Origin of the sequence: Rothia sp. CCM 9418, assembly GCF_048512825.1 — a bacterium.
Lineage (GTDB): Bacteria > Actinomycetota > Actinomycetes > Actinomycetales > Micrococcaceae > Rothia.
In genome coordinates, this window is the sequence record NZ_JBLXXX010000003.1 from 334,704 (window position 1) to 348,349 (window position 13,646).

Below are 13,646 nucleotides of genomic sequence, written 5' to 3' on the forward strand. Positions count from 1 at the left end.
ATTTCTCTTTTATAAGCCTACAGAAGCAAGGAGCTGCCCAATTTCCACTTTAGATAAATTGCGAATAGTTCCTTGTTTTTGAGATCCGATACGAACTGGCCCCATTTGTACACGAACGAGCTTTTCTACGGGGTATCCGGCTGCGTCAAAGAGACGTCGTACAATACGGTTCTTACCGGAGTGGATAGTTACCTCAATGAGTACGTGCCCGGGAGTAGAATCTACGAGTTTGAAGCTATCTACTCGGGAGACACCATCTTCAAGGCGGATGCCCTTCTTCATCTGTGCACCTACGCCAGCTTCTACAGGCCCGTGAACTTGAACTAGGTATGTTTTAGGAATCTCGTAGCTGGGGTGTGTCAGGCGGTTGGTGAGTTCGCCGTCGTTGGTGAGAAGTAGCAGCCCTTCAGTTTCTACGTCGAGGCGGCCGACGTGGAAGACACGTTGGCTCATAGAAGAACGTAGGAAGTCGTTAATGCAGGGGCGCCCGTCGGGGTCTTCCATAGTAGAGACAACACCTGCCGGTTTATTTAACGCCATATAGATTTTACGTTCGTCGGTTTGAATGGTGATTCCATCAACACGGATGTTGACTTCTTCGGGGTTGACGCGTACCCCTAATTCGGTGACGAGTTCGTCGTTGACGGTCACTCGGCCTTCGGTAATCATCTGTTCGCAGACTCGTCGGCTTGCGACACCGGCTTGAGCCATCACTTTTTGTAGTCGTACACCGTCTTGTTCGTAGAAATCGTAATGGTCTACTGGTTCTGCACGAGGACGGCGGGGGCGGTGTGGCCCAGCGTAATTAGAGTTGTTACGTTGTGGTCTGTATTCTCCACGTTCTTGTGCGAAAGGTTTTCCAGAACGGAATCGTTTTCCGCCGTTACCTTTACCGCCTTTGGGAATACCGCCTTTACGGTGAGTTGTTCCGCGATTATTTTTAGCTCCGGTTCGGTTCTGTGAACGACCGGATGGTTTCTGTGCACTCATGTGTTTTTCTCCTGTTCGTGCTGTAGTAGCACGTTGTGTGTTGAGTTAATGGATTGTGAGGTGAAGAGTGTTTCAACGCCGTATAGCGCTGTTTTCTTCTACTCTTTAAAAGTTTTCTGTTGCTATTTCTAGGTCGTTTTCATCGGGTAGATAGGGGGCTAACGGCGGTAATTCGTCTAAAGAATCTAAACCGATTTTTTCCAGAAAAAGTTCTGTAGTGATATATTGTTGCGCTCGGGTTTGGGGTTCTGGTGTGGTTTCTACGATGAGTTCTCGTTGAAGAAGAGTTCGTACCGCAGAGTCAGCGTTAGTTCCTCGGACGCCGGCAATATATGCTCGTGTTACGGGCTGTTGATACGCAATAATTGCGAGTGTTTCCATCACGGCTTTTGGCAATTTTGAATTTGCTTTTGACCCGATGAATCGCCCTACCCAAGGACTAAAGTCTGAACGTGAATAGATGCGCCATCCCCCTGCTACACGTCTAAGCTCTAGTCCACGAGGTTCATACACGGTATCTTGTTCTACATAACCATTATATTCTCGATATAGCTGGTCTAAAGCGCTCTCTATCACATCTTCAGGGAGGAGCAGAGCTTCTGACAGTTCTCGGGTTCGTACCGGCTTGTGCGCGATTAAAAGTATGGCTTCAATAGCTGCTTTTGTTCCTCCTGGTTGAAGTTCAACGCTGGGGATATCCTCATCGTTAAGAAGAACTACGGGTTTCTGTCGAGTTTTTTGTGCTGCGTATTCTTCAGCTTTTTCTGGTTCTTCCCAAGGGTTCTCAGGAGCTTGAACACTCTTATCTGCATTGTCGAAAGAGCATTGTTCTGCGTTGTTGTGGTCGTGATCTTCTGTATCTGGGCTCCATGCTCCAGAAGTCAGAAGTGCAAGGTCTTCTGCAGTGTAATCGTATTCTTCTGAGCGTTCAGACATCGTCACTGCTCCTGCTCTACTAGTTTGTGTGTTGTACCTTCGTGGAGCTGTTGAGCTATCACACGAATTGTTCCTAAAGGCTTTTCTTGGTGTAAGGTAATGGCACCTTGCTGATATAACCCAAGAAGAGCGAGAAAACGAACAATGGCTATTTCATATACGCCGGCATCTTGAAGAAGTTCAAGGAGGGATGCTTCTTCTCTGTCTTGTAGAAGTTCTTGAACATGTTGTTCTTCTGTGGCGATAGTGGTGAGCGGTTCTTGCAGATGTTCGGTATTGACCGTTGGCTCTGGTATGCCAGTAGTTTCTCGTTTTTTAAGCTGTAGTGCTTGGGCGGCGATACGTGCAAATTCTTCAGCTCCCGTGTTAAAAACGAGTTCGGGAAGAACTTTTGCAAGGTGAGGTTCAAGAGCGACTTCTCGTGTGAAACGTTGTGATTCTTGTTCGTATCGAGCGTTCAGGTATTCTGAGACTTCTCGATAGGCACGATATTGTAAAAGCCGTGCAAAGAGTAAGTCTCGAGCTTCTAGTAATGCTGCATCATAGTTATTTTCAGAGGTACTCTCTTGCGGTAATAATCGGGCAGCTTTAAGTTCTAGAAGTGTTGCTGCGGTAACCAAAAAATCGCTGGCAGTATCTAGCGCTTGACGATGATGTTGTTGGTAGAGAGCCGAAATATATTCGATAAACTCATCGGTTACTTCAGATAAGGCAATATCTGTGATGTCGAGTTTACGGCGAGTAATCAAAGAGAGTAAAAGGTCAAAAGGGCCTTCAAAGTTCTCTAGTGTGAGGTTAAAAGGCGTTGGTGTTCTCTCGTCTGAGGTATGGGGTGTCGGTGCCATCACGGCAGCGACCGGCTCTGTTGTCATAGATGTAGCAGGTCCTTCTGAAAAAAGATATAGGTCATTCCCTTATCACGATTCTGCCCTAGGACAGAAGAAAAGTGCAAGGGTCTTAGCAGGTAGCTTTGCCCACGTTTAAGCGGCACCACCACGGCTAATGAGTTCACGTGCTAATTGGCGGTATGCTTCTGCGCCAGGATGAGTTGTGGCATACGACAAAATAGGTTCTGCAGAGACACTTGCATCGGGGAATTTCACGGTTCGTTTGATGACGGTATCGAAAACTTTATCTCCAAAAGCGTCAATGATACGAGCTAGAACTTCCTTAGAATGTAAAGTGCGAGAATCAAACATCGTGGCAAGAACCCCATCAATTTGAAGTTTAGGGTTGAGACGTTCTTGAACTTTCTCAATCGAATCCACCAATAGTGCAACCGCACGTAGAGCGAAAAACTCACAAATAAGTGGAATGATGACACCGTCGCTAGCTGTCAACGCATTGACTGTCAGCAGTCCTAAAGAAGGCTGGCAGTCAATCAAAATCACATCATATTCATGAGCAACTTTACGTAGAGCGCTACTTAGAACCTGTTCACGAGCAACCTCGTTGACGAGCTGAACTTCTGCAGCCGAAAGGTCAATATTTGCAGGAAGTAAGTCAATATTTTCGACGTTAGTACTTTGAATAACCTCACGAATATCAACGTTACGGTCCATCATAACGTTATATACTGTCAGGTCCAGTTCGTGTGGGTTGGCACCAAACCCAGCGGATAACGCACCTTGCGGATCAAAATCAACGAGTAGAACGCGTCGTCCGCATTCGGCAAGAGCAGCACCGAGGTTAATAGTCGAGGTGGTTTTACCGACTCCACCTTTTTGGTTGACCATAGAAATAATACGAGCTGGCCCATGAGTCTGCAGTGGCGCAGGATCAGGATATATCCGTACAGGACGACCCGTTGGACCAGTCTGTGAATGATCATCAAAAGATTTATTCATATGCATTACCTTTATGAAACCGAAAATTGTTCTCCCTCTAGAGTACAGCCTAGAGTCAAATTATCTCTGGTTAAAGAGCTCGTGGATGCGTTGCCGCGAAGACTTCGCGTAACGTTTCTGCCGTAACTTTAGTGTAAATCTGGGTTGTTGTCAGTGAAGCATGCCCTAAAAGTTCTTGGACAACACGAATATCCGCCCCACCTTCTAACAGGTGCGTAGCATACGAGTGTCTTAGCGTATGTGGAGAAATATCCGACACAATACCTGCACGTTCAGCAGCATTTTTGATGATGAGCCATGCACCCTGACGTCCGAGCCTTCCACCACGAGCGTTCAAAAATAGTGCGGGTATTCCTTTACCTTGTTGAGCAAGGGTTGGGCGTGCACGCACCAAATATTCTTCCAGAGCGTGCACAGCATATGAGCCGAGGGGAACAATTCTTTCTTTAGAGCCTTTGCCCCATAGCCTTACCATACCAGTACGGTGTTTTTGTTCAGAAGATTCAGAAGCAGGCTCTTGGACAGAGATATCATCAAGGTCAAGATTCAGGACTTCAGAAATACGCGCCCCTGTTGAGTATAAAAATTCCAACATAGCACGGTCGCGAAGACCTGTTGCAGAATGTTGATCGGGGCTTTCTAAAAGAGCCTTGACATCTTCATAGGAGATACCTTTGGGAAGTCTTGACGCTATTTTAGGTGGCTGGATATGAGAGGCGGGATCGTCTGAGGTAGTACCTTCTTTGAACCAAAAACGGTGAACTCCTCTCACCGCAACGACAGCTCTTGCTACGCTCCGTACGCTCAGTGGCTTCTGTTCTGGGTAAACTCCGGTGGCTAGTTGAGTCACAAAATCACGAATGTGTTTTGAGGTGATAGAGCGAGGAGAGATGATTGCATTCTGTACCAAAAATATTTCGTACCGATGAAGATCACGACGATATGATTCCACCGTATTTTTACTCAGGGATCGTTCGATAGTGAGAAATTGCAGATATTGTTCTATGCCACGTTGTAAAGCTGTTTGTGTTGAAGTTGTTGTCATAGAGATATCGGCTTATGAGTTTTTCGCTGGACAGATAGGCCCTGTACAATCTTTTGTTCTGTACCGAGGATGTGCTTCAAATGGTGAGTGAGCAGAATAAAGGCTACTAAAATTCTGCTGGTGAGCGATATAGGTAGCAAGAATCGCGTTAGTCGCACTAGGGTTATGTATGTACCCTGATAATACAGCAGAAACTGCGTCCTTAAGATTTACCCATCGCATAATAATCTCAGATTCTTCATCTTCTCGAATGTGCTGATGTTCTTTATCAACAGGGGCAATGTCCCGTGCTAAGAATACTCGACAGGCCTCGGTACTTCCTCCTGGAGAATTATAGAATTCCATTAACGTGTCCCATTGTTTAGCGCATAGAGATGTTTCTTCGGCAAGTTCTCGTTGTGCTGCTTCGAGAGGAGTTTCTCCTGCCACATCTAATAATCCAGCAGGTATCTCCCAAAGGTTTGCACGTACTGGGTGACGGTATTGGCGGATTAAAAGAATCTGTTGGTCTTCGTTCAGCACCGCAATAGCTACGGCTCCTGGGTGTTCGAGAAAATCCCGTTCAAAAGGTGCTGACTCTTCTGTGAGTGAGACCTTCTCTCGTACGACATCCCAAATACGCCCGCCACATAGAAGGGTTCTATTATGTGTGGTTCTCGGATCGATAGAGTCGGCAAGTTCTTCTAATGGGAATTGCATGGTGGAGCCTTCCTAAGGTTGTCTCAAACATGTATCAGTCTACAACCGAAGCTTGTTATGTGAGGTTCCAAGATACACCAGCTAGAGAAAGTCGGGTGTCAGAGATGACCTCTGACACCCGACTTTCTATGGCTCAAGAACTAATGTATATCGTTCCCTCGTTACTTTGCACGTTGTGCGAGCGCTGCCCGAATCAGCCCAACAAACAAGGGGTGTGGTCGTGTTGGGCGAGAACGGTATTCAGGATGCGCCTGTGTCGCAACGTAATAAGGGTGTACGTTTTCAGGAAGTTCAACGTATTCTACAAGATTGCCGTCAGGAGATACGCCACTAATAACGAGACCAGCTTTTTCTAGCTGTTCACGATATTCATTGTTAACTTCATAACGGTGGCGGTGACGTTCTGAAACTTCAGTAGCACCATAGGTCTTCGCCACGACAGAATCAGCGTTTAAGGTTGCGGGGTACAGTCCAAGACGCATCGTTCCGCCAAGGTCTCCGGCGCCCTCAACAAATTGTTGTTGTTCTTTAATTGTAGCGATGAGTGGTGACGGTGTTTCAGGGTCAAATTCTGTTGACGATGCGTCACGAATTTCTAGCACATTGCGCGCGTATTCGATCACCATTGACTGTAGACCTAGGCAGATACCCAGTGTTGGAATATGGTGTTCACGTGCATATTTGAGTGCCCCAATTTTACCGTCGAGACCGCGGATACCGAATCCACCAGGGACAAGAACGGCGTCCATCTCGCGTAGCTGGTGTGCAGCATCTTCGTCGGTGGCGCAGAGGTCAGCCGCTACCCATTTGACGTTCACTTTAGCGTTGTTTGCAAAGCCTCCAGCGCGTAAGGCTTCAGAGACAGAAAGATACGCGTCAGGTAGGTCAATGTATTTTCCGACGAGGGCAACATTAACCTCAGCTTGAGGCTGGTGTACAGCGGTGAGAACTTTGTTCCATTCGGTAAAGTCAGCCTCTTGATAGTCAAGACCAAGATAATCGAGGATATATGTGTCTAGCCCTTGGCTGTGAAGAGTTTTAGGGATGTCATAGATGCTAGGTGCATCAGCGCAAGAGATAACTGCCGCAGGGTCAACGTCGCAAGCGTTCCCAATTTTCTTCTTATGAGATTCTGGAACTTCTCGTTCGCATCGAAGGACGAGCCCATCAGGAATAATGCCCAAACCACGAAGCGCAGCAACTGAATGCTGAGTAGGTTTAGTTTTGAGTTCTCCGGAAGGCCCAATAAAAGGCACTAGAGACACGTGTAGAAAGAAGACGTTATTTCGTCCAACGTCTCGGCGGACTTGTCGGGCAGCTTCAAGGAACGGCTGAGACTCAATATCACCGACAGTTCCACCAATTTCAGTAATGATAATATCTGGTGCGTCTTCACGTGTTGCAGGCACTCTCATACGACGTTTAATTTCATCGGTAATATGGGGGATGACCTGAACGGTATCGCCAAGGTATTCACCACGGCGCTCTTTAGCGATAACAGTAGAATAGACTTGTCCGGTTGTTACGTTGGAAGACTGGTCGAGATTTTCGTCAAGGAAACGTTCGTAGTGACCGATGTCGAGGTCTGTTTCTGCCCCATCGTCTGTTACGAAAACTTCTCCGTGTTGGAAGGGGTTCATCGTACCGGGGTCTACGTTGAGGTAAGGGTCAAACTTTTGCATCGTCACGGATAGACCGCGAGAGCGTAGCAGACGCCCTAGAGAAGATGCTGAAAGTCCTTTACCGAGGGATGAAGCTACACCACCAGTTACAAAAATCTGGTGTGTTACTTTGCCGTTATCTGAAGTCTTTTTTTCATTCGCCACGGAATTCCACCTTATCATTGATATTCTTCTGAGCCAACACCACTCACCTATTGCGTGCGAGTAGGTCGTGAGATGTTCTTCCCATTTTTCAATAGTTCTCTTGCATGTTCTTGAGCAGAGAGAGATTCGTCATGTCCGGCTAGCATACGAGCCAGCTCTACGACACGTTCTTGTTCGTCAAGCACTTTGACTTTAGAGAGTGAAGCGTCGTCGTTCTTCATGACCAGAATATGTTGATCGGCAAAAGCGGCAACTTGAGGCAAATGTGTGACCACCAGAACCTGAACATGTTGAGCGAGCATCGCTAGTCGCCGACCAATTTCGACGGCGGCTTTACCACCCACACCCGAGTCTACCTCGTCAAAAATAAAAGTAGGGACGGGATCGACTTCTGCTAAGACAACTTCAAGCGCTAACATTACGCGAGAAAGTTCACCTCCAGAAGCACCTTTTCCTAAGGGACGAGCCGTTGCCTTTTCATGTGGCTTAAGTAAAAACTCAATAGTGTCTTTGCCAGAAGGAGTGAATTTTGCATTCTCTTGAACGTCAACAACGAGTTCGGCATGGGGCATGGCTAACGCGCTTAACTCTTCAGAAACAGCATGAGCAAGTTTCTTCGCTGTACGTTGCCTAATCTGCAACATCTGCTCGGCTTGTTGTTGAAGACGTTCTCGAAGGTCTTGTAGTTCCTCTTCAAGCTCTTCAATACGGTGAGGGTCGTCGTTCAAAGACACAAGACGTTCTTGAGATTCTTCTGCCCATTGGAGTACTTCAGCAATATCTGAACCATATTTGCGAGTAAGAGTTTTAAGCTGTGCTAAACGTTCTTGAACTTGAGCTAAGCGATGCGGCCCTTCACTGTCTAGATTTGAGGTGTATGATGACAGCTCCTCAGCAATATCTGTAATCTGTATCAGCGCATCATTGAGTCGTTGAACGAGTGTTGCTAATTGTTCGTCAGAAGAGGATTCCATCTCTAGAGCAGAACGGGCTGTATCTAATAGTGCTAAAACGTTAGCGCTATCAGCTTCAAGATATTCTGATCCGGTCAAAGCGCCTAAAGCCGTATGCGCGGCAGAACGTAAAGACTCAATGTTCGTCAGCCGTAGACTTTCTTGAGATAATTTTTCGTCTTCTCCGAGGATGGGTTCTATCGTGTTAATCTCAGCTAAAGCTCTTTCTAATGTTTGCGCTTCAAGAGCTCTTTCACGAGTATTTTCACGAACGTGGCGTAGCTCCGTTGCAAGATGACGATAACGCTCATAATGTTGCTGATAGTTCTGCTGTATCTTGCTTAGTTCGTCTCCAGCGTAGGAGTCAAGAGCTCGTCGTTGTTCGGCAGAAGATTTCAAACGAATCTGATCCGATTGTCCGTGTACTGCCACTAGTGTTTGCCCAATTTCAGCTAATTTTCCAATCGGTGCCGAACAGCCTCCAACGTGTGCACGTGAACGTCCTTGGGCAGAGACAGTACGTGCCAGTAATAGTTCACATTGTTCTTGATCAATATGGTCGAAACTACCGCCGGCGTCTTCTGCTAGAGCAAGAGCTTTATGGTTTTTAGGTAGGCGCATCACAGCTTCAGCTAAAGCGTTCTTCGCGCCGCTTCGTACCGTTCCAGCGTCACTGCGTGCACCAAGTAACATGCCAAGAGCAGTGACAACCATTGTTTTTCCGGCTCCAGTTTCACCAGTAAGCACAGAGAACCCCGGTTCTAGCGGCAAACGAGCATCCGTAATGACGCCCACGTCACGCAGATGAATTTCTTCAATCATAGAATTAGTGTCTCTCTTATCCTTATGAGGCTGTTTTTTCGTCTTGAGTAGTGTTTTCTGGACCGCGCCAGCCACGAATAGGAAGCTCAAATTTTGCGACAAGACGTTCGGAGAATGGTGCTGTATGTATTCTTGCTAGACGAACGTACTTTTCTGATCGTGAGACTTCAATTCTTGCACCAGCAGGTAAGTCGATGGTTCGACGCCCATCGCACCACAGTACGCCAGTCACCCCATTATGGGGTAATAGTTCAACAGCTAAGGAAGATGTCGGGGCAGTGACAAGAGGACGAGCAAAAAGGGCGTGTGCGGATAGTGGAACCATGAGCATGGCTTCTACTTCTGGCCAGACGATAGGCCCACCACCGGAGAAAGCGTAGGCTGTTGACCCCGTGGGCGTTGCCATAACAACCCCGTCACACCCAAAGGTGCTCAACGGACGTTTGTCGACTTCGATAACTACCTCAATCATTTTTGCGCGGTTACCTTTTTCGACACTCGCTTCGTTCAGGGCCCATGTTTCGACTAGTTTTTGATGCCCGTGCCATGCTTTTACGTCAATGGCCATGCGTTCTTCGACGGTGTAATTATTTTCAACGATGCATTGCACGGTCTCTTGAAGATCTGATTCTTCAGATTCAGCTAGAAATCCGACGTGCCCAAGGTTAACACCGACAAGTGGAATATCTGTATGACGCACTTTCTCTGCTGCACGCAGAATAGAGCCGTCGCCACCAAGCACAATTCCTAGTTCGACGTCAACGAGTGCTACTGCTTCACGAGCAACAGCTACAGGGACGGGATTTTGCCACCCCTCAACTAGACATTCGAGGTCGCTACGTTCAAGGACGGGAACTAGCCCCGATTCATGTAGTTGACGGCAGACAGTACGTGCTGCCTTGCGGGCTTCTTCACGGCCGGTATGGGCGAAGACGAGAATTTTTCGAGAAGAAGAGTTCTTTTTTGTTGAGGTGCTCACGTTATAAATCTTATGGTACTTTTGCGTTGAGGTTGAGTTGGCTTTCACTATTTAGTGCACCACAGGAAAAATTCTTGATTTCCGTCTTGTCCCGGTAATGGACTTTTTTCAACGCCAGCAATGTTAAGTCCACATTCTTGAGCGCTCAACGAGACTTTCTTAATGGCTTCTTGATGAGCTATCGGGTCGGTGACAACTCCCCCACGTCCAATGTTGTGTTGGCCTACTTCAAATTGAGGTTTAATCATCAGGAGGAGGTCTCCGCCTGTTCTAGTTGCTTGAGCTAGTGCATCCATGACCAGTGTTAAGGAGATAAAAGAGAGGTCAGAGACGGTAAGATCTACGACTCCTCCGATATGTTCTGGACGTAGATATCTAACGTTCATGCCCTCGTAAACGCTAACTCGTGGGTCTTCTCGTAGCGTGGAAACGAGCTGATTGTGTCCTACGTCAACGGCAGCAACGTGTGCTGCACCTTGTTGTAGTAAGACATCTGTAAATCCTCCGGTGGAAGCTCCAGCGTCAAGACAATTTTTATCAGCTGCTGTGACTTCGGAAAAGATTTTTAGTGCGCCCATCAGTTTATGTCCGGCACGGGAAACATACTGTATATGGTCGTTATCATCCACTGTGATGGTGTCTTGAGGTAGTACGTCATAGGAGCTTTTTGTGATAACTACCCCGTTGACCGAGACAAAACCATCGTTAATGAGTTTCTGAGCAAGGGTGCGTGAACGTGCTAAAGCACGATTTACGAGTTCTTTATCGAGTCTCACTCGGAGGACTCACCCTTTTTAAGATAGTCTTCTAGCCCATGAACCAAAGACCAAAGTTCTTGAGTTTTTTGGTTCATAGTATTTATTGTGTCAGCCTGTTGCAGCTGATGCATAAAGTGTTCTACGTAGGAAGAATCTAATCTTTCCGCTTCTTCTAGGGAAAGTCCGTTGGGTGAATTATCGTTTGCCACGAATAATTTCTTTCGGTTGGTGACTTTCTCTTTCTTGAGGGTAAGCAGTCCACCATGCAGCACATGCGACTCTCCAAGCATCGGGTTCTTCTCCTTCACCGGTTATGGTGAGAATTTCGCCTTCAACTTTGGCATGGTATCCTGCACCTTCGGCAGTGTAGCTCTCTCCCTCAGAGGTAACAGTTATCTTCGGATATTCTATGAAGAAATCATTTAATGTGCTGAGAATATAGTCTGGGCGGTCAAAAGTTGGGGCTTGTAGAATGCTTTGATAGCTTTCTACTCCGGTCAGGACACAAGCTGTTGCTATACCTGCTTTATTACCGCCACGAATGTCGGTATCAAGGCGATCTCCTACAACAACTGGTGCAGTACTCTTGAGTTTTTGAGCTCCGGTTCGGAAGATCGCTGCCTCTGGTTTCCCCGCAATATATGGGGTTCTGCCAGTCGCTTTAGCGACGGCGTGTACTAGTGTGCCGTTTCCGGGGGCCATTCCACGGGCTTGTGGAATAGTCCAGTCAGTGTTGGTTGCAATCCACAGAATTTCTGGGTCTGCTAGGGTAAAGGCTGCTTCTGCTAAGTTTTCCCATACCATTTTTGGGTTAAAACCTTGAACAACAGCTTGAGGATTTTCTGTCTGGTGGTAAACCGCTTTAAAACCTGCTGCTTCGACACATTCTGCAAGGTCTTGAGTTCCTGTAATCAGAACTTTTGCCCCTGTTTTAAGGTGTTCTCGTAAGAGTTCTGCTGCAGCTTGTGCTGAGCTGACAATACGTTCTGCTGAGGTATTGACCCCTAGAGAGCGTAGGTGTTCTGCAATGGTTTCGACGCTTCGTGAAGCGTTATTCGTTACGAATGCGACAGGTACGCCTTCATCTTCTGCTCGGTTAAGCGCTTGAGGTGCGCCGTCGATTGCATGTGGGCCAGCATAGACGACACCGTCAAGATCGCTCAGAATGGCATCATGATTTTTAAGTAACATACTATGCGTCTTTGGGTGCGTTGTCGGTATTTTCCTCGTTCGTTGCAGAAGATTCTTCTTCAGCAGATGCTGAGGAGGTCTCTTCTATAGTCTTTTCTTCGGTAGGCTCTTGTGAGGTTGAGCTTTCAGCTTGGGATTCTAATTCACTAATATCTACTGAAGGTTCTTCTGGCTCGAGGAGTTCTTCTTCGGTGAAAATGTCAAAAATTTCAGGCTCTACGAAGTTTCCTTGGCCTAAAGCTGCTTCGGTCATGAAAGCAAGACGGTTCCAGCGTGCTGCTTCTTTGGTTTTTCCGGCTTCTTCTAGAAGATTTGCGTAGGCTGAAAAGAGGCGTGGACTATAATCAAATCCGCGTTTGCTGTTAAGTTCTGGAATTTCTAGTGCTTTGATTGCTTCTTGTAGGTTGCCTCTATCGTGATGGATACCTGAAAGTACAAGAGCGATTTCGACACGAGTTGCCGGTTGTAAGTCTTGATCGAAGCGGAATTGTTCTGCCATTTCTAGTGCTTTATCGATACGCCCTAATGCGCGTTCGCTGTCGATTAGTAACGCTAGGTGTTGGTTAGAACCACTGATACGGCGGTGCGTGCGAAGTTCACGAAGGCATAGGTCATAGTTTTCAGCAACATATGCGGCGACTCCTGCTGCTTCACGGACTGTTCCGATACGTCCTGCACGGCGGGTAGCAGCAACGGCGTGTTCTAACGCGAATTGTGGGTCAAGTTCAAGGTATCGTCCTGCCATAACAAGGTGTTTTGCAACAACTTCAGCGTTATCTTTTTCGAGGGCTCGCAGCTCTCTCAGGATGTATCCTTCAAGTTCACGACCAGTGACGTCGGTGTCTAGTTCTGGTGCGTGTGGGCGTGCCGGACGGTATCCTTCTTTACGGGCGAATCGTTCTTCACGTTGTTCTACTCCTCCACGGCGATGTCCACCTTGAGGTTTATTTTCGTTGTTATAGCGTCGTCCGCCTTTGTTACGATCTTGGTATGAGCGCTCTGATCGATTATTATCGCGGGAAGGTCGATGTGTTGAAGAAGAACGTTCAGTATCTTTTGAATAGCGTTTTTCTCCGTCACGTCCACGATCGTTAAATTTTTTGTGGTTGCCAAAATTCTTCTTGTATTCTCCACGAGAAGCAGAACGCTGACGGTCAGAGTGTTGAGGTCGTTTTCCCTGGTCTTTACGGTCGTTGTTCTGGTGCGTGTCACGGCGGGAGTGGTCAGACAAATTATGCTCCTCTATTGTTGTGAAGATGATTCACGTTATGGCGTTGAATATATAGTTTATCGGGGTATTTTAGGATGAGCTATCAACACATCAAAAATGTTGATGCGTTTTCTCTTACATGAATGTTTAATTTAGATAATAAAAAAGGAGGACTTCTACCAGTTTTACCTGGAAGAAATCCTCCTTCAAATATAATGCGGCAACAACCTACTCTCCCACACCGTCCCCAGTGCAGTACCATCGGCTCGGTAGGTCTTAGCTTCCGGGTTCGGGATGGAACCGGGCGTTTCCCCTACGATATAATCACCGCAAACCTATTTAATAATCAATACCTGCAAAAGTTTTACAACTCTTGTGGTTTGTTATTAG

13 protein-coding genes and 1 rRNA gene are annotated in these 13,646 nt (G+C 46.9%); all 14 read right to left on the reverse strand.

What is annotated here, in order from left to right; genetic code table 11:
- Positions 1 to 9: 9 nt before the first annotated feature.
- The 14 genes from ACN083_RS06010 to rrf all read right to left on the reverse strand — a co-directional run bounded on the left by ACN083_RS06010 (position 10) and on the right by rrf (position 13,588).
- Positions 10 to 990, reverse strand: coding sequence for a pseudouridine synthase (locus ACN083_RS06010; RefSeq protein WP_419101923.1), 981 nt, complete (start codon positions 988 to 990; stop codon positions 10 to 12).
- A 105-nt stretch (positions 991 to 1,095) separates the two neighbouring features.
- Positions 1,096 to 1,926 (reverse strand): SMC-Scp complex subunit ScpB, encoded by an 831-nt coding sequence (scpB, locus tag ACN083_RS06015; protein WP_419101924.1) that lies wholly within the window; start codon positions 1,924 to 1,926, stop codon positions 1,096 to 1,098.
- Positions 1,927 to 1,928: 2 nt separating this feature from the next.
- Entirely contained in the window at positions 1,929 to 2,798 is an 870-nt protein-coding gene (locus ACN083_RS06020) for a segregation and condensation protein A (RefSeq protein WP_419101925.1), read from the reverse strand.
- A gap of 108 nt (positions 2,799 to 2,906) precedes the next feature.
- Positions 2,907 to 3,773 (reverse strand): ParA family protein, encoded by an 867-nt coding sequence (locus ACN083_RS06025; RefSeq protein ID WP_419101926.1) that lies wholly within the window; start codon positions 3,771 to 3,773, stop codon positions 2,907 to 2,909.
- Between the two features lie 70 nt (positions 3,774 to 3,843).
- On the reverse strand, positions 3,844 to 4,818 hold the full coding sequence (gene xerD / locus ACN083_RS06030) for a site-specific tyrosine recombinase XerD (RefSeq protein WP_419101927.1): 975 nt from the start codon (positions 4,816 to 4,818) through the stop codon (positions 3,844 to 3,846).
- 12 nt (positions 4,819 to 4,830) lie between these two features.
- Positions 4,831 to 5,517 (reverse strand): NUDIX domain-containing protein, encoded by a 687-nt coding sequence (locus ACN083_RS06035; RefSeq protein WP_419101928.1) that lies wholly within the window; start codon positions 5,515 to 5,517, stop codon positions 4,831 to 4,833.
- 161 nt (positions 5,518 to 5,678) lie between these two features.
- The gene (locus tag ACN083_RS06040; RefSeq protein ID WP_419101929.1) at positions 5,679 to 7,361 is read right to left on the reverse strand and encodes a CTP synthase; all 1,683 of its coding nucleotides are present in this window, start codon (positions 7,359 to 7,361) and stop codon (positions 5,679 to 5,681) included.
- A 29-nt stretch (positions 7,362 to 7,390) separates the two neighbouring features.
- The gene (gene recN / locus ACN083_RS06045; RefSeq protein WP_419101930.1) at positions 7,391 to 9,118 is read right to left on the reverse strand and encodes a DNA repair protein RecN; all 1,728 of its coding nucleotides are present in this window, start codon (positions 9,116 to 9,118) and stop codon (positions 7,391 to 7,393) included.
- A gap of 22 nt (positions 9,119 to 9,140) precedes the next feature.
- A complete protein-coding gene (locus ACN083_RS06050; RefSeq protein ID WP_419101931.1) occupies positions 9,141 to 10,097 on the reverse strand; it encodes an NAD kinase in 957 nt (318 codons plus the stop codon).
- 47 nt (positions 10,098 to 10,144) lie between these two features.
- Entirely contained in the window at positions 10,145 to 10,873 is a 729-nt protein-coding gene (locus ACN083_RS06055; RefSeq protein ID WP_419101932.1) for a TlyA family RNA methyltransferase, read from the reverse strand.
- Positions 10,870 to 11,064 (reverse strand): hypothetical protein, encoded by a 195-nt coding sequence (locus tag ACN083_RS06060; RefSeq protein ID WP_419101933.1) that lies wholly within the window; start codon positions 11,062 to 11,064, stop codon positions 10,870 to 10,872. Before ACN083_RS06060 ends, ACN083_RS06055 begins: the two co-directional genes overlap by 4 nt.
- Positions 11,051 to 12,046: an HAD-IIA family hydrolase gene (locus tag ACN083_RS06065; RefSeq protein WP_419101934.1), complete on the reverse strand. Its 996-nt coding sequence runs from the start codon at positions 12,044 to 12,046 to the stop codon at positions 11,051 to 11,053. Before ACN083_RS06065 ends, ACN083_RS06060 begins: the two co-directional genes overlap by 14 nt.
- Before the next feature lies 1 nt (position 12,047).
- Positions 12,048 to 13,277 carry a hypothetical protein gene (locus ACN083_RS06070; RefSeq protein WP_419101935.1) on the reverse strand — a complete coding sequence of 410 codons (1,230 nt, stop codon included), beginning with the start codon at positions 13,275 to 13,277 and terminating at the stop codon, positions 12,048 to 12,050.
- Positions 13,278 to 13,471: 194 nt separating this feature from the next.
- Positions 13,472 to 13,588 (reverse strand): 5S ribosomal RNA (rrf, locus tag ACN083_RS06075).
- Positions 13,589 to 13,646: the final 58 nt, after the last annotated feature.